Origin of the sequence: Rickettsia endosymbiont of Culicoides newsteadi, assembly GCF_002259525.1 — a bacterium.
In the GTDB taxonomy this organism is placed as follows: Bacteria; Pseudomonadota; Alphaproteobacteria; order Rickettsiales; family Rickettsiaceae; genus Tisiphia.
Genome location: NZ_MWZE01000012.1, coordinates 1 through 22,380, shown reverse-complemented (window position 1 = coordinate 22,380; position 22,380 = coordinate 1). Strand labels below are relative to the sequence as shown.

The following is a 22,380-nucleotide window of genomic DNA, read 5'->3' as shown; positions in this document are numbered from 1 at the left end:
AAAAAAACATTTATCACAGGCATTAACTCCTTGCAACTCCTATATCTCCTTTATTTTTTCTTATCCCTTATCCCGAATTGACGTAAATTATATTATTAAAATATCTTATTTATAACTTAATAATTTAGTCATTGACAGGAAGTGGTAATTTTTATTAATATCTCTAAAATATTATAGAGTAATATGAGTTTTATGTTATATAATTTCCACAAGATTGTCAGTACTATTGGTACTAGTTTGCATGAGAGTTCTATAGTAGAGAACATATCATATAGGCTAAAAGACCCTGCTTCTGTCTTAAAGAAGCTGTTAAGAAAGAATATTGATTTTCATCAATTAACTGATCTAGTGGCTCTTAGAATTATAGTTGATAAGCAAGAAGATTGTTACAAAGTATTGGATATTCTTCATGATCTATATCCTAACAATCTTGAGAAATATAAAGACTATATTATTAATCCTAAGCATAATGGTTATAGTTCTCTGCATGTCGTGCTTGCCGTTGGGACACCTAGTCGTAATGTGGAAATACAGATACGAACCAATCAGATGCATGATATAGCAGAATTTGGTACCGCTAGTCATGGTGAATATAAAAAATCACAAGAAGCGAGAATAGAAGAATTATTTTCTACAACATTATCTAATATAGATGCTATTTATAGAGGGCTAAATAATGCATATAAGCTTTTTGAACAGTTTAATTGGACTATGCTGGAGTTAGTTGCTTATGAACAAGAAATCCAAGATGTTTGGAATAATTGTCAAGATGACTTACAAGCAATACGTGAACAATTATTAGAAGAGTAGGTAGCTATTAAGTTGCTGCCCTTTTTATTTTGACATTCAACTTAAGAAAAAAACTAATTTAGAGGAAAAAATGAACTATGCAGAAATCTCTAAATACACAATATCATGCATATATAAATCTTATGAAAGTCTTAATGAGTCTCCCATTGATCAAGGGCTGAGAGCATTAATTGAACTAAGGGTATCACAAATAAATGGCTGTTTTCATTGTTGTAATTTACATCTTGCAGAGGCTAGAAAGAATAATGTTTCTCAAAAGAAGCTAGATTTATTACCAATTTGGTTTTCCACTAAAGAGGTATTTAGTGAAAAAGAAGTTCTAGCCCTAAAATGGTGTGAATCCATAACCCGTGGTTCTTTTGAAAAGATTGATGAAATAAAAATGACCTACTAAAACATTTTTCTGAGAGAGAAATTGTGGATATTACTAGTTGTATTTCAATTATGAACGCTTTAAATAGAATAGCTATAAGCTTAAAAACACTTTGACTGCCCCCCTTTTAATACATTAGTTATGTCAACTAAAAATATACCTAAAATTGAAATAATCATAATATTATTCTAATTTTCAAAGAGCTTGGTTGAAGAACTTATTAAAATTTAAGTTGAATATAAGCTATTAACAATATAATATGGAGATGTTGAAATTAGATAAGATACAATGATTACTATTACTTTTCCAGATGGAACACAAAAGCAATTTACAAAAAATATTACGGGGTTGGAGATAGCTAGTCAAATCTCTACTTCTCTAGCAAAAGATGCTTTGGTTATTGAGGTAAATAATGAGCTAAAGGACTTAAGCTTGCCGATAGAATTTGATTGTAATTTAAGAATTCTAACCTATAAAGATTCTAAATGCTTAGAGGTAATACGTCATGATGCTGCTCATATAACAGCGGAGGCAGTTAAAGAATTATTTCCCAATATCCAGGTAACTATAGGACCAGCTATTGAAAATGGCTTTTTTTATGACTTTGCTAAGGAGCAACCTTTTTCATCGGAAGATTTGCTGAAGATAGAAGCAAAAATGCATGAGATTGTTAAAAGAAATGAGAAAATCACTAGAGAAGTATGGAATCGTGATCAAGCTATAGAATTCTTTAAATCAATTGGTGAACATTATAAAGCTGAGATAATCTCGGAAATTCCGGACAATGAGGATATTACCTTATACCGGCAAGGTAATTTTATTGATCTTTGTCGTGGTCCGCATGCTCCATCAACTGGCTTCATTAAACATTTTAAATTAATGAAAGTAGCAGGAGCATATTGGCGAGGTGATAGTAAAAATCCTATGCTACAAAGAATCTATGGTACAGCTTGGGCAACAAAAGAGCAGTTGGACAATTATCTGTATATGCTTGAAGAGGCAGAGAAACGTGATCATAGAAAATTAGGGCGGGAACTTGATTTGTTCCATTTTCAGGAAGAAGCTCAAGGTATGGTATTTTGGCATGATAAGGGTTGGAGCATATACCGCATTATCGAACAATATATCAGAAATAAAATTAGAAAAATGGGGTATATTGAGGTAAAAACTCCGGTACTTGTTGATAAAAGCTTGTGGGAATCTTCTGGTCACTGGGAGAAATTTAGGGAAGATATGTTTGCTCTAAATCTTGCTGATGATAAAACGCTGGCTATGAAACCAATGAATTGTCCATGTCATGTACAGATTTTTAAGCAAGGTATCAAAAGTTATCGGGATTTACCATTGCGTATGTCTGAATTTGGTTTATGTCATAGAAACGAGGCATCTGGAGCATTGCATGGTTTGATGAGAGTAAAGGCTTTTAGGCAAGATGATGCCCATATTTTCTGTACCGAAGAGCAAATTAACAGTGAGACAGTAAAATTTTGTAGTCTTTTAACCGAGATTTATAAAGATTTTGGCTTTTCGGATATAAAAATTAAATTTTCAGATCGTCCTAAGGTAAGGGCTGGCAGTGATGAAGTTTGGGATAAAGCCGAAAATGCTCTAAAAAATGCCGTAAAAGAAGCCGGTTATTCTTACATATTAAACCCTGGTGATGGAGCATTTTATGGACCAAAACTAGATTTTTGTCTTAAAGATTCAATAGGTAGAGAATGGCAATGCGGTACTCTACAGGTTGATTTTGTCTTACCAGAACGTCTTGATGCCCACTATGTTGCAGCAAACGGTGAGAAAAAGAGACCAGTAATGTTGCATAGGGCTGTAATTGGTTCTTTTGAACGATTCATTGGTATATTAATTGAAGAATATGCCGGACGATTCCCTCTATGGTTAGCTCCTGTACAAGTAGCTATTGCTACTATCACTAGTGATTTAAATGATTATGCACTTGAGGTGCATAAATTATTGGTTAGTGAAGGGGTAAGGTCAGATATTGATATTTCGCCTGAAAAGATTAATTATAAAATACGTTGTTTTTCTAATGATAAAGTGCCTATAATAGCTGTTGTTGGTAAACAGGAAATGGCAAATAATACTGTGACTATAAGACAACTCGGATCTGATCAACAAGAAATTATTTCTTTAAAAAATCTAGTAAAGCTTGTGAAAGATCAGAATACCCGCTATTTAACGTAAGTGGTATTTTGAATATAGCTAAATGTCATTGCGAGTCCACACTCCTTCATTGTGAGGAGCTGCAAAGTGGCAACGAAGCAATCCATAAAGGTAATTAGAAATGGATTGCTTCGTCGGCTCACGCCTTCTCGCAATGACGGTTGTGCTTGTAGTTTGTCATTGCGAGCGAACATATGTGAGCGAAGCAATCCATTCTTCATTAAGAAATAGATTACTTCAATGCTACTAAAGTAGCTTCTCGCAATGACAGTTGAGGTTTATGTACTCCTTGCAATGACGAGTTAACTAGAATGGGTTAGTTATATGCTCAAAATAATTTGAGTAATAATATAATTTTATTTAAACAATAATTATGGAGAAGTTTTATTTCTGGAGTTAAGAGCAGTAATTTTCCGAAGGCTAATAGGGAAATTAGGGCTAGTCAAGTTCGTTTAGTCGGTGAAAATGGTGAGATGCTTGGCATCGTCAGTATTAGGGAAGCTTTGGAGTATGCCGAAAAGGCTGCTTTAGATTTAGTAGAAATTTCACCAAATGCTGAGCCTCCTGTCTGTAAGATATTGAATTTTGGTAAGTTTAAATATGATAGTAAAAAACGTATTCAAGATTCCAGGAAAAAACAAAGAATTATTGTCCTTAAAGAGATGAAGTTTAAGCCAAACATTAGTCAGGGTGATTTTGATGTGAAGCTTCGTAAAATCAAAGATTTTTTGAAGGAAGGTGACAAAGTAAAAATCTCCTTATGGTTCAAAGGTAGAGAGATTATCCATAACGATATTGGTATGAAGTTATTTGACCTTATATTGTTAGAACTAGAAGGTTTGGCTAAGATTGATTCTGCTCCTAAAATGGAGGGTAAACAGATAATTATGTTAGTCAGTCCTAATACCATAAAAATACCAACGAACTAATTAGAACTAATATTATGCCAATTAAGATTCTCATGCCTGCTCTATCCCCAACTATGACTGAAGGGAATGTTAGCAAATGGCTAAAAAAAGAAGGAGATAAGGTTGTTCCAGGGGATGTTATAGCAGAAATAGAGACAGATAAAGCTACTATGGAAGTGGAATCTGTAGATGAAGGGGTTCTTGCTAAAATAATTGTACCACAAGGTACAGAGAATGTAGCGGTCAACTCACTTATTGCTGTATTACTTGAAGAAGGTGAAGATATAAGCTTATTGGATAATTTTATATCAAATATTGATAATGCTGCTAAATCATCTGCAATACCATCTGAAAAGCCGGCAATAGTTGTAGAGGAAAGTAAATCAGTTAATTTAACTCCGGAAAACAAAACAATAAAAGATACTGCTAGAGTATATGCTTCACCTTTGGCTAGAAGATTAGCAGCTATTGATAATATTGATTTGTCAAATATTCAAGGTAGTGGACCACATGGTAGAATAATTAAAAAAGATGTATTATCCTACTTAGTGCAACCAACAAATAGTGGTAAGATTAGGGCGGTGAACAGAAATAACCAGGAGTACAGGTCTGTCCCCAATAACAATATTCGTAAAATCATCGCTAAACGTTTGCTTGAATCTAAACAAACCATTCCACATTTCTATCTCTCAATAGAATGTAATATGGATAAGTTGCTTGATATTAGAGAAGATATCAATAAATCGCTGATAGAAGAGAGTAATATTAAAATTTCTGTCAATGATTTTGTTATTTTAGCAGTAGCCAAAGCTCTAAAAATTGTACCGGAAGCAAATGCCAGTTGGGATGAATCTGCTATTCGATATTATAATAACGTTGATGTATCAGTTGCTGTAGCAATCGATAACGGTCTTATAACACCTATCGTCAGAAATGCCGATCAAAAAGATTTGGTGACATTATCCCGCGAATTACAAACTCTTATAAAAAAAGCCCGGGATAATAAATTAACTCCTGAAGAATTTCAAGGGGGTGGTTTTTCCGTCTCTAACCTAGGTATGTACGGTGTTAAGAGCTTTAATGCTATAATAAATCCACCACAAAGCTGCATCCTAGCAATAGGAGCAAGTTCAAAACGTCCAATAGTTGACAATGATCAGATAAAAATTGCTACTATGATGGATGTTAGCCTTTCTTCTGATCACAGAGTTGTTGATGGTGCTGTTGGAGCCAAATTTTTGACTTCATTCAAAAAATTTATAGAAAGCCCTGCATTGATGCTTATATAACTTCTGATTTGCATCTTATCTTCATCACAACTTAAAACTTAAATCATAGAATAAATTATGAGCTTTTCTGATAATCTAGTAAAAATCTTAAACAAATATGAAGAAATATCAAAAAAATTAAGCACTGGTATAGTCGGAGAAGAATTTATCAAAGCATCGAAGGAATATGCTGGACTAGAGCCAATTGTTCAAACAATTAATGAATATAATAATTCTATAGCCGAGTTACGCGATATCAAAGAAATGGCACAAGAGCCAAATTTAGACCATGATACGCAGTCGATGATATATGATGAAATACATCGTTTAGAAGCTCTGATGCCTAAACTAGAAAGGGCGGTAAAACTTTCTTTGTTACCAAAAGACGAAGCTGATACAAAAAATGCTATTATCGAGGTAAGAGCTGGTAGCGGTGGAGAAGAAGCGGCATTATTTGCAGCAACTTTATTTAATATGTATCACAGATACGCCGAATTAAAAAGCTGGCGTTTTGAAATATTATCAATTTCAGATACTGGTATTGGCGGATATAAAGAAGCATCAGCCCTGATTCAAGGACGCGATGTATTCTCTAAACTTAAATTCGAATCAGGCGTCCACCGAGTGCAAAGAGTCCCTGAGACTGAGTCAAGTGGGAGAATCCATACTTCGGCAGCTACCGTTGCTGTCTTGCCTGAAGCAGAAGATGTAGACGTTAAGATCGATGACAAAGATTTACGAATTGATACATATCGAGCATCGGGAGCAGGTGGACAACATGTCAATACCACCGAATCAGCGGTAAGAATTACCCATTTACCAACTGGTATTGTCGTTGCCTTACAAGACGAAAAATCACAGCATAAAAATAAAGCTAAGGCTATGAAAATTCTTCGTTCTAGGGTATATGAAGCAGAGCGATATAAAAAAGATATGGAAAGAGCCGAAGTACGTAAAGGTCAAGTTGGTTCTGGTGATAGATCGGAAAGAATTCGTACCTATAATTTCCCACAAGGTAGAGTCTCTGACCATAGAATTAACTTAACTCTCTATAAAATAGAAGATGTCGTAAAAAATGGACAGTTAGACGAATTTATTGAAGCTTTAATATCGGCTGATGAGGCAAAAAAACTTTCAGAAGTTTAACGTTATTAAGAGGAGTCATTTTGTGACAATGAAGTAATCTTAAATTGTTGTTCTTAGCAACGTTGTCATTCGCTTGACTTAGTTTCATCCCTGTGAAAGTAGGTATCTAGTACTACAGTTGTAGATTGAATGTGAGTGTTCACGGAAAAAAGGTTAAAGTATAAGATGTCATTGCGAGGAGACCGTAAGGTCAACGAAGCAATCCATTTTTAATCACTTTCCTGACTGTACGTTATCTGGCAATGACTCTTAAGTTCAGCTTATGTCATCTGTTGAGTCTGGCAGTTTGTTCTTTAAGATAAAAGGTATTTCTAGCAATAGGAAAATGAACATTATAGGTATTGCTCCAAATATTTTAAATATAACCCATGTAGATTCTGCAAAATTACGCCATACTATTTCATTTAATATTGCCATGAACAGGAGGAAAGCCGCGGTTCTATAGCTTAAAATATTCCAATTTTTATCTTCAAGTTGGACAAAATGATTAAACATATATTTCATAAATGCCTTATTTCTTACTGCACTGATAAAAAATGTACCACAAAAAATTAAATATAGAATAGTCGGTTTGATCTTGATATACATAGAGTTACCACTGATCAAAACTATACTAGCTGAGACTAATAACACTCCAGAAGATATTAATAATGATCTTGAAACTTTGCCTTCTATAAAATAACACAAACTAACGCAAATAATTGAAGTAATAAGTATATATAACGTTGCACTTTGCATACTACCGCCATAAAAATAGCCAATAAAAAACGCTATAAGCGGAGCAATTTCTGATAAAAAATTAAGCATAAATTAGGTTTATTTCTCTGTTACTAGTTTTTTGTGCATCTGATTTTCATTTGTATAAAGATATTAATTAATCCTAGAGTACAAATATAAAAAATGACTTGTAAGCCATTAGGCTTAGCAATATATCCAGTAATCATATTTAGAAATTTACCATAAATGCTGTTATCAGAAACTAGCCATGAGCTATCCCAAAGCTGGTCGGGCAGAATAGTAATAATTCCTGAAGAGGTTAATATACCAGCCGCTTCTGCTGCAAAGCCACTGGCAATAAGCATTAGTAAAATTGAAGATATACGAAATATATATTGTTGGTTTGCTAATTTTATAAAACCTAAATATATAACGATACCAAGTGTTAATCCGCTAACCATACCAATAATTAACCCTAGTAGATAACTATTAGCGTCAATTACTTCAACTGAGGAAATACTGTAAACTAATAAAATAATTTCCATTCCTTCTCGAAGAATAGTTGCTGCAACAATCAATATTAGCATTATATAACTACTATCGCCGCTACTAATCTTTACAGACAAATCATTAAGATGTCGCTTTATCTTAATACCATAACCTTGCATCCATACTATAGTCCAACCAATTAACACAACTGTTAGTAGAATAACTGCAGAATTAAATATCTCATCCCCCATGCCACTAAATGATATGGATATAGTGCGAGTGAAGAACGCGAATAATGCAGCAGATACTGTGCCAAGCATCACTCCAGCAATTATATAAATTCTAGATTTTTCTAATTGTTTTGTTACAGCAAGTATTACCCCAAGCAACAAAGCTATTTCCAGACATTCTCTAAATACTACTAACGCTATTTTAAACATTTAAACCGTAAATAAATTTAATTAACAATGAGAGACCCTTGAGCCGTCTCTTGGTGAAAATCTCCGAAGAAATCATATTTACCAGGAGCTAAAGGGGCAAGTATTATATTTATAGAATCATTTGGCATAATGATCTTTTCGCGGTGCAGATCATGACTTTCAAACTCCTCTACAGTATTATCTTGATTGTGGATAATAAAACGAATTTTCTTACCACTAGGTACTGTAATAACATCAGGTTCAAATCTATGGTTTTTTATGACCGTTACAATTTCTAACATAGCAGTATCTGTATTATTTTCAGATTCAACTTTATTATTAATTATAAAAATTATTATTCCTGATAATAGAACAACGCCTATAAAGAGTCCAATGGTAGCTTTTCTTTTCATAATTTTAACTCGAAAGCTTTATTAAAGTTACAAAATACACTAATATAATCATAATCACAAGTATATATAGTAGAGTATAGTTTTTTTGTTTCTTATTTTTTGATAATTTCATAATTATCCTTCCTATATTATACAGTATAATTGTATTACCACTAAGTTAAAAGATCGTGTTTTAATTTTAAATTATTATTTTTATTAATTATAGTCCTATAAACTTGTATATTTTCTAACACACGCTGCACATAATTCCTAGTGTGAGGATATGGTATTAGCTCAATCCAATCAATTACTTGCCATAAATTTTTTAGCTTTCGTGGATCACCAAATAGATCCATCCACTTTGATATGGTATTAGGACCAGCGTTATAAGATGCGATAGTTAGAATATATGACCCATCAAATCGTTGTAACAGTGTTTTTAAATAATTGCTACCTAGCATAATATTATATTCAGGATCAGTGGTTAGTTTTTTAATGTTACATTGATGATTAAGAGATTCTGCAGTATCACAGGCAGCGGCTTTTTCAAGTTGCATTAGCCCATGACCTTTAGCGTCATTAATGGTATATTGATTAAAACCCGATTCATGTCTGATAATACTATATGTTAAAGCTTCCTCTACAGGAGAGGTTTTTACTGCCTTTATATGCGTGATAGGGAAAGCATAATCTTTAATAAAAACATGATATTGACAAGCGATTCTTGCTATTTCTACCATATGGAAAATATTATCATAGCTGCTAATTAGCTTAGTAATTAATAAAATTTCAGATGGCTCTGATGATTTTCTAATAGCCGTATCAGCATATAAAAAAGCTAAACCATACTTACCATATTTAATTAAATGTTTTATGGCTCTAATAATTTCACTATTTTCCAAATTAGGCTTAATGGATTTAGGTTTTTGTGGTAGAATTAAGCGATTCGTTTTAAGCTCAATATTTGCTAACTGCCCATAAAAACGATCAGAATATTTAGCTGCCATATTATAAAATTTATTTGCTTGTTTCATATCCCCTTTTGCTTGATATGTTCTAGCTAGCCAATATTGTCCCCTTGATATACTTAATGGCTTTGTTGTAAGTTTCATAAATTTATTAAAATGACTTAAAGCAAGGTCAGGTTTATGTAAGAATCTAAGAGCAAGCCAACCACTAAGCCACTCTGCTTCTCTGATATATTCATGGCTTACAGTAAGAGGTATAGTAATTGTTTTATAGCTATTGGTAAAATCTTTTTGGTCAATAAATTCTCTGGCGTAATAGGATTGTAGGCGACCCCAACGGACAGAATGTATGTTATCTGGCTTTACTTTTTTAAATAGAGCGATACTTTTGCTGGTGGGGTTATCTTTTTTTTTGGAATCCAAATAGTGAAATAATAAAGCAGGGGTATAATATTTTTCTGATATTTTTTGAAAAAGTTCCTCACTATTACTAGACTGGTTTAGTATAGCAATTTGGGCAAGGAAATTTTGTTTATAGCCATTACTCACATAGTGCATATATTTTTTGGCACTATTAATATCGGTTTCCCATAAATATTGATCAATTTTTTTCACATGATCTTCTTCACGTAATATATTTTTGAAATTAGTTAAATATTGTTTTTCTTCTGGAGCAGTAAAGACGCCATAAATCCAACCGTTTTTTATAATTTTTGCTAATTTCTGTTGATCTTTTATTAATTGTTTAGCAGCTAAAGCGTAGAACTTATAGCCTAAAGGCGTGATTGGTTCGTTTTTATTAAACCAATTTATGATTAAAGTTTTGTCTGTGCCATAATTTAGATATTGTTCAGCTCTCTCTTTTAGTTTGTTGATATGTGGCCAGTGGGGATTATCTTGTATAAATTTTATTACCGATGCAAAATTATTCTTTTTATAATTTTGGTCTAAGAACTGTTGAGACATGACAATTTTGATTAAAGCTTGATCTTTTGAAGCTTTTGCCATCTTTTCACAATCTTGCCATTCTTTGTTGTCTAGATGGGTAAAAGTGTTTTTAATAAAAGTATCTTTATCATAGATCAATGCCATTGACTCTGATGTTAATAGTTCTAGAATGATTAAAATCATTGACAGTATTGTCTGAATTCTCATAATCGGCAGTGGGTAAATTATAATTATTATAAGGTGTTATTATGAATAGAGCATTTGTCTTTCCAGGTCAAGGATCACAAATAGTTGGTATGGGAAAAGAGTTTTATGATAATTTTCAAGTAGCAAGAGAGACCTTTGAAATTGTCGATGATACTCTTGGCAGAAAATTAAGTCATATTATCTTTAACGGATCAAGTGAAGATTTGACTTTAACAATTAATGCCCAACCGGCACTAATGACCATCTCTATGGCAATAGTGAATGTTATTAAACAACAAACAAATAGCAATATTAGTAATCTGTGTTCATATGTTGCTGGTCATTCTTTAGGAGAATATAGTGCATTATGTGCAGCAGAAAGTATAAATCTACAAGTAACTACCGAATTGTTAGCGGTACGTAGTAAGTCCATGCAAGAAGCCTATCCGCTAGGTGAGGGTTTAATGGCAGCATGTATAGGCATTCCTCTGGAAAAGCTGGAACAGATTATGAAAGAAATTACCAATTTTGATATAGCTAACGATAATATAAAAGGGCAAATAGTAATTAGCGGTGAGATTATGGCAGTGCAGCGGGTAATGTCTATTGTAAAAGATTTAGGATACAAAGCTATTAAATTAAATGTAAGTAGTCCTTTTCATTGTAGTTTGATGAAGCCAGCAGAAGATAAAATGGCACAAGCTTTAGATAAAATAACAATTAGCGAGCCGTTCGTTCCGGTGATACAAAACGTTACAGCCAAACCAACAACTAATCCTATAGAGATAAAGAAAAATTTAATCTCACAGATTTGTGGTAGAGTGAGGTGGCGTCAAACTTTAGATAAATTAGAAAATCTAGAAATAGAACAAATAGTTGAAATCGGTGCAGGTAAGGTTTTGACCAATATGCTGAAAAAAACTGACCATAAATTTAATTTGATTAATGTTTCCACTATAGCAGAATTGGAAGAATTTCTTAAAATTATATGATAATATTATTATCTACAATTAAAGAGTGAGGAATTAATGCCAAAAGTCATTACAGTAACAGATATGGTGCGATCTTTTTCAGACATTATTGGACGAGTGCATTATCAAGGAGAAAGTTTTGATATTAAAAAAGGAGCAAGTATAGTGGCAATACAAAACAAGCCGACGCTTACGTTGGGCGAATTAAATGAATTTTTTGAGAATGGACCGCATCTTGATAAAGATGATATAGAGGGATTTGAAGAAGACATTAATGTTATTAAGTCTTTAAAGTTAACGGATTGGGGGAATAAATGGGATTAGTAATTGATAGTTCAGTAATTCTTGTATTTAGTGTTAAAATAAAAATCTGCTATAATTTAGATTTTTTTCATTTATTATAATCAGATTCAGTTATAATCACAACTTAATTCAAAAACTAAGAAATACAACATGACAACGCAAGCAAATACTAAATTTCCTATAGAAATTGATAAGAAACGAGATAATTTATTGACTAATTTTGGTAAAGCCGTCCTAAAGGATAGGTACTTATTAGCCGGAGAGGATTTTCAGGATTTATTCGCTAGAGTCGCTAGCTACTATGCTGATAATACCCAACATGCCCAGCAATTATATGAGTATATAAGCAAGCTGTGGTTTATGCCAGCCACTCCAGTTCTGAGTAATGGTGGAACTGATAGAGGGATGCCGGTTTCTTGTTTTTTGAATGAAACAGATGATAGTTTAGAAGGTATTGTAGACCTTTGGACGGAGAATGTTTGGCTAGCTTCGCGTGGTGGTGGTATAGGAAGCTACTGGGGTAATGTTCGTTCAATTAATGAGGAAATTAAAGGCAAAGGCACTTCTTCTGGCATTATTCCATTTGTCAAAGTTGTGGATTCTATGACCTTAGCTATTTCCCAAGGGTCAATTAGACGTGGTAGTGCTGCTATATATTTACCAATTGACCATCCAGAAATTGAGGAGTTTATCGATTTAAGACGTCATACAGGTGGTGATACTAATCGTAAAGCTTTGAACATTCATCATGGTATAGCTGTAACAGATGCCTTTATGCAAGCAGTAGAAAATGATGAGGATTTTCCTTTAATTAGCCCTGATACTAAAAAAGTTGTACGGGTAGTTAAGGCAAGAGAGATATGGGTGAAGTTATTAACTACTAGAATAGAAACTGGAGAACCTTACATAATATTTATTGATACTATCAATAAATATATTCCTGAACATCATAAAAAACTTGGGCTACAGGTAAAAACTTCAAATCTTTGTAGTGAGATTACTTTACCAACTGGTATTGATCATTTGGGTAAAGCGAGAACTGCTGTTTGTTGCCTATCTTCGGTAAATTTAGAATATTTTGATGATTGGCAAAATGATCCAGAGTTTATTCCTACCGCCATGCGTTTTCTAGATAATGTTCTTGAAGATTTTATCACTAAAGCCCCAAACACTATGGAGCGAGCAAAATATTCAGCCATGCGTGAACGTAGCGTAGGGTTAGGGGTTATGGGTTTTCACTCATTCTTACAATTAAAGGATGTGCCGGTAGAATCGGTAATGGCAAAGGTTTGGAATAACCAAATATTTGAACATATTCATAAAGAAGTTGATAGAGCTTCCGTAATTTTATCTGATGAACGTGGGTCTTGTCCTGATGCAGATGAAGTAGGTAGTAAAGAGCGTTTTAGTAATAAAACAGCTATTGCTCCGACAGCATCAATCTCAATTATTGCTGGTAATAGTTCGCCTGGAATTGAACCATTTGCGGCTAATAGTTTTATCCAAAAGACTCTTACCGGATCTTTTAATGTGCGTAACAAATATTTAGAAAAATTGTTAAGTAGCAAAGGTTTTAATAATGATCAAGTTTGGTCATCAATTGCCACGCATGAAGGCTCGGTTCAACATTTAACTTTTTTATCTGCTCATGAAAAAGAGGTTTTTAAAACGGCACATGAGATTGATCAAAATTGGCTTATTGATTTAGCAGCAGATAGGACGCCACATATTTCGCAATCTCAATCTCTAAATCTTTTCTTAGTAGGTAATGTAAGTAAGATGTACTTAAATAATATCCATTTTAGAGCCTGGAAAAAAGGAGTAAAGAGTTTATATTATTGTAGATCAACCTCAATTCAAAGACCCGATAAAGTATCACACGATGTCAAGAAAGTAGATTTTAAAGATATTGAAATAGCTAATAAGAAAAAACAAGAAGAAGAGTCTTCTAAATATGATGAGTGTTTAGCCTGTCAATAATTTTTAGGCACGTCATTGCGAGCGAACGTATGTGAGCGTGGCAATCCATGAAGCTTGTCATATGGATTGCTTCGTCGGTCTGGCGACCTTCTCGCAATGACGGTGTTGCAAAGCATCCCCTCGCAATGAGGTGTATAATTAAAATTCGAATAAATTAAAAAGGAAATATAATATGTCTTTACTTGATGCCAGTCCAATCTACAAACCATTCTCTTATCCATGGGCTTATGAAGCTTGGCATGTTCAACAACGAATTCATTGGTTACCAGAAGAAGTGCCGCTAGCTGATGATATAAAAGATTGGAAATATAATTTAACTCCTGGAGAAAAACATCTATTAACTCAAATATTTCGTTTCTTTACTCAAGCTGATATTGAAGTAAATAATTGCTATATGAAACATTACTCCAGGGTATTTAAGCCAACGGAAGTACTGATGATGTTATCAGCATTTTCTAATATGGAAACAATTCATATTGCGGCTTATTCTCATTTGCTTGATACTGTAGGTATGCCAGAAACTGAATATTCAGCATTTCTTAAATATAGAGAAATGAAAGATAAATACGACTATATGCAACGTTTTGGGGTAGAAACGAAAGAAGATATTGCTACAACTTTAGCAGTATTTGGAGCATTTACTGAAGGATTACAGCTATTTGCTTCATTTGCTATTTTGCTTAATTTTCCTCGTTTTAATAAAATGAAAGGTATGGGGCAAATCATTAGTTGGTCAGTAAGGGATGAGACGTTACATACTGATTCAATCATTATGTTATTTAAAACTTTTATTAGGGAAAATCCTGAAGTATGGACTGAGGAGGTTCGTGGTCGTCTGTATGAAGCGTGTGCTACTATTGTCCATTTTGAAGATGCCTTTATTGAACTAGCATTTGAAGTTGGTGGTATTGAAGGGTTAACTGCTAGAGAAGTAAAACAATATATTCGTTATATTGCTGATCGCCGATTAATGCAGCTTGGACTTAAAGAAATTTATTTAATTGATAATAATCCGTTGCCTTGGCTTGATGAAATCTTAAACGGTATGGAGCTTACTAATTTCTTTGAAGCAAGGGTAACCGAATATACCAAAGCTGCAACTGTTGGATCGTGGGAAGAGGTATTTGCTGATATGGATAAAAAACAAAAAAGCCAGCAAGAGATAATATGCTAAATTTATGCTATTTTGTATTAGTGGGGAAGATAATATATAGTATAATATAGAATATAATTGGAGAATAAAATAATATGACTATTGAAATTACAGTTCCATCCCTTGGAGAGTCAGTATCAGAGGCTACTATTGCCAAGTGGCATAAAAAACAAGGAGATGTGGTTAAAGTGGATGAACTACTTTTAGAGCTTGAAACAGAAAAAGTTACGTTGGAAGTAAATGCAGTTTCATCTGGGGTAATAAGCAAAATATTTAAGAATGAGGGAGATACGGTATCTGTCGGTGATAGCGTTGGGCAAATTACCGAAGGAGCAGTTTCTGCTGTAGCTTTACCTAGCACGTCAGGCAAAGAGGTACAACAACAGCCTGCAAATATAAACAGCATTGCTTCCCCACCTTCTGTACGAAGATTAGTGAGTGAAAATAAACTGTCATTAGATGGCATAAAAGGCACTGGTAGAGAGGGTAGGGTAACTAAGGGAGATGTATTAGGATTTATAAATAGTCCAACAACAGCTTCATCTATACAAGCAACTGAATCACCTATTGTGAGCAATATTGCATTAGCAAATGCAGGGGCGGTAGAACGCGTTAGAATGTCGCGACTTCGTAAGACTATTGCAGATCGTTTGAAACAATCGCAAAATACCGCAGCTATTTTAACAACTTTTAATGAAATTGATATGTTGAAAGTTATTAATTTGCGTATGCAGTATCGTGAAGAGTTTGAGAAGAAGCATGGTGTTAAGTTGGGGTTCATGTCATTCTTTGTAAAAGCTACTATTGAAGCTCTGAAAGTAGTAGCTTCGGTAAATGCTGAAATAGAAGGGGATGAGATTCTGTATAAGAATTATTACGATATTGGTGTGGCAGTAGGAACAGAGCAGGGGTTAGTAGTACCAATAGTCAGGCAGGCTGACAAATTGAGTTTTGCTGGTATTGAGAAAGAAATTACCGGTCTGGGTAAAAAGGCTAGAGAAGGAAAGTTATCGATGTCTGATTTATCAGGAGGAACATTTACTATTTCCAATGGTGGTGTTTATGGCTCATTATTATCAACCCCTATTATTAATCCTCCTCAATCAGGTATTTTAGGTCTTCATAAGACCGAAGAAAGACCAGTAGCAATTAATGGCAAAATAGAAATACGTCCGATGATGTATGTAGCTTTATCTTATGATCATCGTATTATTGATGGTAAGGAAGCTGTTACTTTTCTTGTGAAAATCAAGGAATTAATTGAGAATCCAGATCGTTTGTTATTAAATCTCTAAGTTATAGTATGATAAGCACAAAAGTAATTAGGAGTAGAAGTTATGGTAAAAGAAAAATCTGTTTTTGATGATCTTGCTGTTAAAATTAAGAAATATCGTCCTACTATTGAGGATATAGGGAAATATATTGCAGCTCAGCATGCAGCTTTGGCAGACGACCCTAAGGGAAGTTTGAGTCTTAACCAATATTTAAAGAACATATATTTTCCTGATAAGAATGTAGTGGTAGCAGCGGATTTGTCTAATATGATTTTTGGTGCATCTGGTACTATAACCGATCTAAGTGGAGGAGATTTTACTGGTTGTATATTTAAAAATACTACTTTTAGAGGATGTAATTTAGAGGATGCGGTATTTTGCGATGTTGATTTTAATCAGGCTTATTTCGAAAATACTGTTCTAAGAAATGTAGATTTTAGAGGAGCTGATCTTGCTAATTGTCAGTTCTCTGAAGATTATAAGGGATATTCTCAAATGGGTAAGGAGCGTGATATTGAAGGAATAAAATACAGTACGACCTCTTCTTTAGGCAGAAAATATGCTGATATAAAAAGTGATTTAGTTCGTCAAAAAGAGCAGAAGGAACTTATAAATAGTAAGACAAAAGAAGTAGCTGATGCACGTGCAAAATTGGGATATATAGAAATAGCATGGGCAATTGGGGGGCGTGAAACTGGCAATCAGCAATATGACAAATTGGTAGAAGAGTTGAAGCTAATGGTTGAGCAAAAAATATTTCCTAGAAAAGATAATGTAATGCATAAAACTTTTCAAAATATTTTTGGCAGTGAGAGCTGTATTTTTGATCCAGCTTATGTACGAGGGTCAACTAAAGAACAGCGGGATCAAGAAACTCAATATGTACGTCTAGCTCGAGAGGATATAGAGAAATATTTAGAGGCGAGAAAGGATGATAAAGATTTAAGTTTAAATGATTTTGCTAAAAGCAGATTAGAGCAATCGCAGATAAAGGCGGGAGCAAGAATTATTGCAGATTGTTCAAGTAGAGTTGATACTTCTACTAATAATGAATGGCATGATAGGGTCGATTTATCTGGCTTAGATTTTTCAGGGGCGGATTTACGAGGGGCTGTTTTCTCAGGATCCGTTTTATCCGGACGTGTGTTTAATGGTACTGATGTTAGTGAAGTAAGCTTTGAAGGTGCGGAGCTGGTAGCGGCTAATTTTGTTGGAGTTAAAGCAGATAACGCCAATTTCTTTAACAGTAATCTAAGTAAATCAACGGTCACTGATAAGAGTCAGTTTGTTCATGCTTTTATGTCCGGTTCTAATGGTCAGGAAGTTTTGATAAGCGACTCTAATTTTGATTATGCGAATATAAAAAATGGTAATTGGGATCGTGCAAAATTTACTAATTCAACATTTAATCATGCAAATTTAGAGGGTATTTCTTTAATCTCAGCAGATTTACGAAAAGTACAAATGCAGCATGCAATATTAGAGCAGGCCATTTTAATGCAGTGTAAAATTATAGATAGTGATTTATCGAATGCTTTAATGAGTAAAGCTAAGGCACATAAAGCACAATTTCAAAATACTATACTAAACGGTATAGAAGGAAAAGGTATAAATTTATCAGAAGCTGAGTTAGATAGTTTTGTCAAATTGGATGAGGCGAATTTAGAAAAAGCTATTTTAACAAAGATTAATGCTGAAGGGGTGAATTTTATTCGAGCTAATATGAACATGGTGGATGCCCAAAATGCAAATTTTAGGAATGCGATTTTAGAAGATGTTAACATAAAATGTGCTAATTTAACCGAAGCTGTTTTAGAAGGAGCCAAAGGCCACGGAATTAATTTAAGTTATAGTACACTAACAAAAGTTCATGCCAAAAAGGCTGATTTTTCGGATAGTATAATAAGACGTATGGAAGCTCAGCAAGCCGATTTTACTGAGGTAAATTTTACCAATGCTGATCTCACAAGATCAAACCTACAAAAAGCAATATTGGAAAAAGTTCAAGCCGAAAAGGTTAGGTTAGAAGGAGTTAAGTTACGGGCAGCAAAATTAGCTGAGGCTAACATGGCTAAAGCAATAATCGATGTTGATACTAATATTATCGGTAGTGATTTGCGTGATTTACAAGGCAAATTTATTCAAAATGGTCAAGAAATCACCCCGCAGAATCTTCAAGAACAGCAAATAATACTTGAGCAGGTAGAATTGCAACGGAAAAAAGATAATTCACCGAATATTGCTGTAGGTCTGTTAGAAGAGGCTGGAGCATTTTTTCTTGATGCTATTAATGTATTACCTCCAATTGTTAGTAAGATGCCTGATGTAAATGATATATATGAAAATTTCCTTAAATTTCAAGAAGTGAGGTCAAAATTATCAAGTGATGAGTTGCTAGTTGAAGAAAGACAAAAATTACGAACAGAACAAGTGGAGTATGCATCTCATTTGATCAAGGGTGCTGGTACAGTACTTGATAGATATGTTACTAGTTTGACTGAAGAACAATCTAATCTTTTGAAAGATATTATAGCCAAATATTCTGTATTGCCAGTTTTAAAAGCTGTATTAAATCCTGTTGTTGTCAAGAAGAAAGTTGGTACTAATATACTTGATGAAGTAGATAAAGATTTTATTAGAAGAATAGTGCCGTTATCAGTAAATTTAGTAAGTGGGGTGTTAGAAGGAGAATCAAACAAAAAAGTACAAGAAATTTGTAAGGATCTTATAATTCCTGATAAGAAATCAGGACGTAATATCATAAAAAATGCTTTGGAAATATTTGTTAGTCCTCAAGTGGTAGCAGTGGTCAAGAAAGACTTAGTTGAGTTTTTACGCAGTCCAGTTAATCAAAAAGAAATTACCCAAATTGCTGAGTACATTTTAGACGATAAATTTACTAGATTCGTGTCAAAAGAGTTTTTGGACGATACTATATCACTGGCAATTAATGCAAGTAGCACAATATTAGATCATACTCCTAAAGTGGTTGGAATCTATGAGTCGTATATGAAGCATCAAGACCTTGCTTTAGAGTTGTTGACTGGTGGTGAAAAATTATCTTCTGACAGAAAAGAAGAAATAATACTAACACAAAAAGCTATGGTATCGTCTATTGTGGATAATGTTGATAAGGTTGTTCAAAGTCTATCTTATGACTTAAAACATACTCTACCGCAATATTTTGTTAAAAATAAAGGAAATATTCTAGAGTTTTTGCATAAACCAGAAGTTCAGCAAAATTTACGATTTTATGGTTTGAATCCTAAGTTTGTATATGATGCAACAGCTGCAACTATTCCGTTTGTTGTTGATGTCTTGCCGATAGTAACAGAACTTGCTGAAAGTTGTTTAAAAGACAAAGATGCTTTAGGGCTAATCATTGAGCAAACTAAAGATATTATGAGTGCACCTAAATCTGAACAATCAGAAAAGGTTAGTAAATTAGTCGATTCTCTTATTAAATTTAATAAAGATAATCCTAATGTCAGAGAGGTTTTACAGAAGAAAATCCCCGATCTTTTAATAAAACATGCTAAAGATCTCGGTCCTGTGGTTGAGAAATTTCTTAATGAAACCAAGATGGGTAAAAAACTAAAATTGAAAGGTGAAGCAGTTGTTAAGGTATTAGGGGATCATTCTAAAGAGCTAGGAGCAATAACTACTGCATATAGTAAAAAAGAATATGGGGCAATGGTTCGTCCATTGATGGGCTTATTATTTGATAAAAAAGTTCTAACTTTAGCTGTAGGAGCTGTAGCTAATATTTTGAAGCATAATTTTCAAAAGCATTTTGTGTCTAATTCAACACGTGGAAAAGTAATTGGTGAAGAAATGAGCAAGATGATTACAGATATTTTGCCTAATCTTAAACCAAATGACAAAAGAGATTTGTCTAAAATTTTTCAGGAGCGGGCTTATCAGTATAGTCAAGAAGCTCGTCTATCTAGTGAATATTCACCGATACTGGATTATTCCTTAAGTAATAAAGATTTAAGAGGATTGTCTTTTGAGACCGTTGATATGAACTTAGATAATTTCAAAGTTGAAGGATTTAACTTTAATAAGGTAACATTAGGCAAATGTTCGATTAAAGGTGCGGTATTTAAAGAATGTTCTTTTAAGAAAGCTATTTTTAAAGAACATATAGACTTTGAAGGGGCTACCATTGATGGCAGTACTTTAATTACACTTCTGCCAGCAATTCAGGAATATAACAAAAAGCATCCAGAAAAAACAATGAATTTAGATAAGATAAAAGTTGTTGGTGATATAAAAGAAGAGGTTAAAGCAAATCCTTTGTTAAAAAATGCAGATTTAACTAAAGCCACTGTAAAAAAAATAGAAATTGCTCCACCAGTATCAGTACCTAAGCCTGGTCAAGCAATATTGACAGAGCAGAGTAAAAGAAAAAATAGTGGAGTTCGAGCAAAATAAGGAAAGCAATTATAATCATTTTTTTTTGGTGCCACGACCACTACGTGGTTTTGCTAATAGATGTGGATAAGGTGAATATATAAGCAAATTTTATTATGACTTCAGACAAGCCAAAACATGACGAAATCTTTCGCAAATCTATGGAAAATCCCATAGTTGCTAAAGAGTTTTTGGTAACTCATTTGCCTAAAGATGTGTTGGCTTTAATCGATAGCACATCTTTAAAATTAGAAAAAGATAGTTTTATTGAGCCAGACCTTTCTGAAACTATTTCTGATGTATTATTTTCTGTTAAGTTTAATGATCAGGATGGCTATATTTTTTTGCTATTGGAACATCAAAGTACTGTTGATAAAATGATGGCATTTAGGTTATTTAAATATATGATTAACATTTGTGATCGATATTTAACTACTAATCCTAAAGCTAAACGCCTTCCAGTAATTTATCCCCTAATAATTTATAATGGCAAGAAGAAATATAACGCACCTCTTAATATATGGAATTTATTTAGCCATCCAGATTTAGCCATAGGCTTTTGGACAAATGATTGTCAGCTTATTAATGTACATGATATTCCTGATGAAGAACTCAAGAAAAAAGTATGGTCTGGAATTTTGTTATTTTTCCTCAAACACATCCACGAACGTCAATTACTGAAAAGATGGCAGGAAATTTCTCATCTCTTGCCTAAATTGAGTAAAATAACAATAGGCCATGACCACATAAGAAATCTATTGAGCTATACTTTGACCTTTATTGAGCAAAATGATAAAATAGAGTTAGAAAAAATATTAAAAAATAGTTTAACTAAAGAAAAAGGAGAAGAACTTATGCCTAGTATAGCTCAAGTATGGAAAGAAGAAGGGATTCAAATCGGACTACAAGATGGTATCAAAATTGGAGAGGCTAGAGGCGAAGCCAAAGGTAGAGCCGAGGGTAGAGTTGAAGCAATGAAAGTTATAGCAAAAACTATGCTACTTAAACATAATACTATTAATGAGATCATTGAATTAACAGGCTTATCTAAAAAGCAAATCGAGAGACTAAAATAGACCTCTTGCAAAACTCTACTTCTGCTGGTAATTTGGACAATGATTCGGTACTCGAATCCTTATTTGCATTGGAGTATGCTGTGGAACCGTATAAGCGTCAGTTTAAGAAAATAAAGTAGAAAAGTCGTCTATTAGCGAGCCACCGTAGGTGGGGTGGCAATTCTTTTTAATCACTTTTCTGGGTTGCTTAGCCGATCTTACGGTCTCCTCGCAATGACGGTTTCTCAATTATTGTTTTCTTAAACTGATGCTTATGCGTAGGCGGGAATCTAATATCCCGCACTGAAGTAGGGGTGACACCGAGTTGAGCAGGGGTGACACAGCTCATAGTACCCTACAATTTTTGTAACAATGTAGGGAAGTAGGGATCAAAATCGGTAATTGAGTCATACTCCAAAATTC

Annotated in this window: 17 protein-coding genes; 13 read left to right on the top strand and 4 right to left on the bottom strand. The window is 33.7% G+C overall.

Annotated elements, in window-relative coordinates:
- The first annotated feature begins 183 nt into the window (after nucleotides 1-183).
- The 6 genes from RiCNE_RS01890 (at nucleotide 184) to prfA (ending at nucleotide 6,686) form a co-directional block, all read left to right on the top strand.
- Nucleotides 184-810 (top strand): hypothetical protein, encoded by a 627-nt coding sequence (locus RiCNE_RS01890; RefSeq protein ID WP_094648941.1) that lies wholly within the window; start codon nucleotides 184-186, stop codon nucleotides 808-810.
- Nucleotides 811-880: 70 nt separating this feature from the next.
- A complete protein-coding gene (locus RiCNE_RS01885; protein ID WP_204839947.1) occupies nucleotides 881-1,204 on the top strand; it encodes a carboxymuconolactone decarboxylase family protein in 324 nt (107 codons plus the stop codon).
- Nucleotides 1,205-1,471: 267 nt separating this feature from the next.
- The gene (thrS, locus tag RiCNE_RS01880; RefSeq protein ID WP_094648940.1) at nucleotides 1,472-3,385 is read left to right on the top strand and encodes a threonine--tRNA ligase; all 1,914 of its coding nucleotides are present in this window, start codon (nucleotides 1,472-1,474) and stop codon (nucleotides 3,383-3,385) included.
- A 365-nt stretch (nucleotides 3,386-3,750) separates the two neighbouring features.
- On the top strand, nucleotides 3,751-4,293 hold the full coding sequence (gene infC, locus RiCNE_RS01870) for a translation initiation factor IF-3 (protein ID WP_094648938.1): 543 nt from the start codon (nucleotides 3,751-3,753) through the stop codon (nucleotides 4,291-4,293).
- Nucleotides 4,294-4,307: 14 nt separating this feature from the next.
- Nucleotides 4,308-5,561, top strand: a complete 1,254-nt coding sequence (locus RiCNE_RS01865; RefSeq protein ID WP_094648937.1) for a pyruvate dehydrogenase complex dihydrolipoamide acetyltransferase — start codon at nucleotides 4,308-4,310, stop codon at nucleotides 5,559-5,561.
- Between the two features lie 57 nt (nucleotides 5,562-5,618).
- Nucleotides 5,619-6,686: a peptide chain release factor 1 gene (prfA, locus tag RiCNE_RS01860; protein ID WP_094648936.1), complete on the top strand. Its 1,068-nt coding sequence runs from the start codon at nucleotides 5,619-5,621 to the stop codon at nucleotides 6,684-6,686.
- A gap of 255 nt (nucleotides 6,687-6,941) precedes the next feature.
- On the opposite strand, the gene RiCNE_RS01855 is transcribed toward prfA, so the two are convergent.
- From RiCNE_RS01855 to RiCNE_RS01840, 4 genes are all read right to left on the bottom strand, one after another.
- Complete coding sequence (locus tag RiCNE_RS01855; protein ID WP_094648935.1) at nucleotides 6,942-7,493, bottom strand: septation protein A; 552 nt, start codon at nucleotides 7,491-7,493, stop codon at nucleotides 6,942-6,944.
- A gap of 23 nt (nucleotides 7,494-7,516) precedes the next feature.
- On the bottom strand, nucleotides 7,517-8,332 hold the full coding sequence (locus tag RiCNE_RS01850; RefSeq protein ID WP_094648934.1) for an FTR1 family iron permease: 816 nt from the start codon (nucleotides 8,330-8,332) through the stop codon (nucleotides 7,517-7,519).
- A 17-nt stretch (nucleotides 8,333-8,349) separates the two neighbouring features.
- Entirely contained in the window at nucleotides 8,350-8,724 is a 375-nt protein-coding gene (locus RiCNE_RS01845; protein ID WP_094648933.1) for a cupredoxin domain-containing protein, read from the bottom strand.
- A gap of 152 nt (nucleotides 8,725-8,876) precedes the next feature.
- Complete coding sequence (locus tag RiCNE_RS01840; RefSeq protein WP_410525737.1) at nucleotides 8,877-10,799, bottom strand: lytic transglycosylase domain-containing protein; 1,923 nt, start codon at nucleotides 10,797-10,799, stop codon at nucleotides 8,877-8,879.
- A 68-nt stretch (nucleotides 10,800-10,867) separates the two neighbouring features.
- On the opposite strand from RiCNE_RS01840, the gene fabD reads away from it, so the two are divergent.
- From fabD to RiCNE_RS01805, 7 genes are all read left to right on the top strand, one after another.
- Nucleotides 10,868-11,797, top strand: coding sequence for an ACP S-malonyltransferase (gene fabD, locus RiCNE_RS01835; protein ID WP_094648931.1), 930 nt, complete (start codon nucleotides 10,868-10,870; stop codon nucleotides 11,795-11,797).
- Between the two features lie 36 nt (nucleotides 11,798-11,833).
- A complete protein-coding gene (locus RiCNE_RS01830; RefSeq protein ID WP_094648930.1) occupies nucleotides 11,834-12,100 on the top strand; it encodes a hypothetical protein in 267 nt (88 codons plus the stop codon).
- A gap of 129 nt (nucleotides 12,101-12,229) precedes the next feature.
- Nucleotides 12,230-14,059 (top strand): ribonucleoside-diphosphate reductase subunit alpha, encoded by a 1,830-nt coding sequence (locus RiCNE_RS01825; RefSeq protein ID WP_094648929.1) that lies wholly within the window; start codon nucleotides 12,230-12,232, stop codon nucleotides 14,057-14,059.
- Nucleotides 14,060-14,231: 172 nt separating this feature from the next.
- Nucleotides 14,232-15,233 (top strand): ribonucleotide-diphosphate reductase subunit beta, encoded by a 1,002-nt coding sequence (locus tag RiCNE_RS01820; RefSeq protein ID WP_094648928.1) that lies wholly within the window; start codon nucleotides 14,232-14,234, stop codon nucleotides 15,231-15,233.
- Nucleotides 15,234-15,307: 74 nt separating this feature from the next.
- Complete coding sequence (gene odhB / locus RiCNE_RS01815; RefSeq protein WP_094648927.1) at nucleotides 15,308-16,507, top strand: 2-oxoglutarate dehydrogenase complex dihydrolipoyllysine-residue succinyltransferase; 1,200 nt, start codon at nucleotides 15,308-15,310, stop codon at nucleotides 16,505-16,507.
- 42 nt (nucleotides 16,508-16,549) lie between these two features.
- The gene (locus RiCNE_RS01810) at nucleotides 16,550-20,923 is read left to right on the top strand and encodes a pentapeptide repeat-containing protein (protein WP_094648926.1); all 4,374 of its coding nucleotides are present in this window, start codon (nucleotides 16,550-16,552) and stop codon (nucleotides 20,921-20,923) included.
- Between the two features lie 95 nt (nucleotides 20,924-21,018).
- The gene (locus RiCNE_RS01805) at nucleotides 21,019-21,978 is read left to right on the top strand and encodes an Rpn family recombination-promoting nuclease/putative transposase (protein ID WP_094648925.1); all 960 of its coding nucleotides are present in this window, start codon (nucleotides 21,019-21,021) and stop codon (nucleotides 21,976-21,978) included.
- The last annotated feature ends 402 nt before the right edge of the window (nucleotides 21,979-22,380 follow it).

Bases quoted from the DNA above. Each gene is read 5' to 3' on its own strand.
- RiCNE_RS01890 (WP_094648941.1), top strand. From the start codon at position 184: ATGAGTTTTATGTTATATAATTTCCACAAGATTGTCAGTACTATTGGT.
- odhB (WP_094648927.1), top strand. From the start codon at position 15,308: ATGACTATTGAAATTACAGTTCCATCCCTTGGAGAGTCAGTATCAGAG.
- prfA (WP_094648936.1), top strand. From the start codon at position 5,619: ATGAGCTTTTCTGATAATCTAGTAAAAATCTTAAACAAATATGAAGAA.
- RiCNE_RS01845 (WP_094648933.1), bottom strand. From the start codon at position 8,724: ATGAAAAGAAAAGCTACCATTGGACTCTTTATAGGCGTTGTTCTATTA.
- RiCNE_RS01825 (WP_094648929.1), top strand. From the start codon at position 12,230: ATGACAACGCAAGCAAATACTAAATTTCCTATAGAAATTGATAAGAAA.
- RiCNE_RS01850 (WP_094648934.1), bottom strand. From the start codon at position 8,332: ATGTTTAAAATAGCGTTAGTAGTATTTAGAGAATGTCTGGAAATAGCT.
- RiCNE_RS01805 (WP_094648925.1), top strand. From the start codon at position 21,019: ATGACTTCAGACAAGCCAAAACATGACGAAATCTTTCGCAAATCTATG.
- RiCNE_RS01830 (WP_094648930.1), top strand. From the start codon at position 11,834: ATGCCAAAAGTCATTACAGTAACAGATATGGTGCGATCTTTTTCAGAC.
- RiCNE_RS01810 (WP_094648926.1), top strand. From the start codon at position 16,550: ATGGTAAAAGAAAAATCTGTTTTTGATGATCTTGCTGTTAAAATTAAG.
- thrS (WP_094648940.1), top strand. From the start codon at position 1,472: ATGATTACTATTACTTTTCCAGATGGAACACAAAAGCAATTTACAAAA.
- RiCNE_RS01820 (WP_094648928.1), top strand. From the start codon at position 14,232: ATGTCTTTACTTGATGCCAGTCCAATCTACAAACCATTCTCTTATCCA.
- fabD (WP_094648931.1), top strand. From the start codon at position 10,868: ATGAATAGAGCATTTGTCTTTCCAGGTCAAGGATCACAAATAGTTGGT.
- RiCNE_RS01865 (WP_094648937.1), top strand. From the start codon at position 4,308: ATGCCAATTAAGATTCTCATGCCTGCTCTATCCCCAACTATGACTGAA.
- RiCNE_RS01885 (WP_204839947.1), top strand. From the start codon at position 881: ATGAACTATGCAGAAATCTCTAAATACACAATATCATGCATATATAAA.
- RiCNE_RS01855 (WP_094648935.1), bottom strand. From the start codon at position 7,493: ATGCTTAATTTTTTATCAGAAATTGCTCCGCTTATAGCGTTTTTTATT.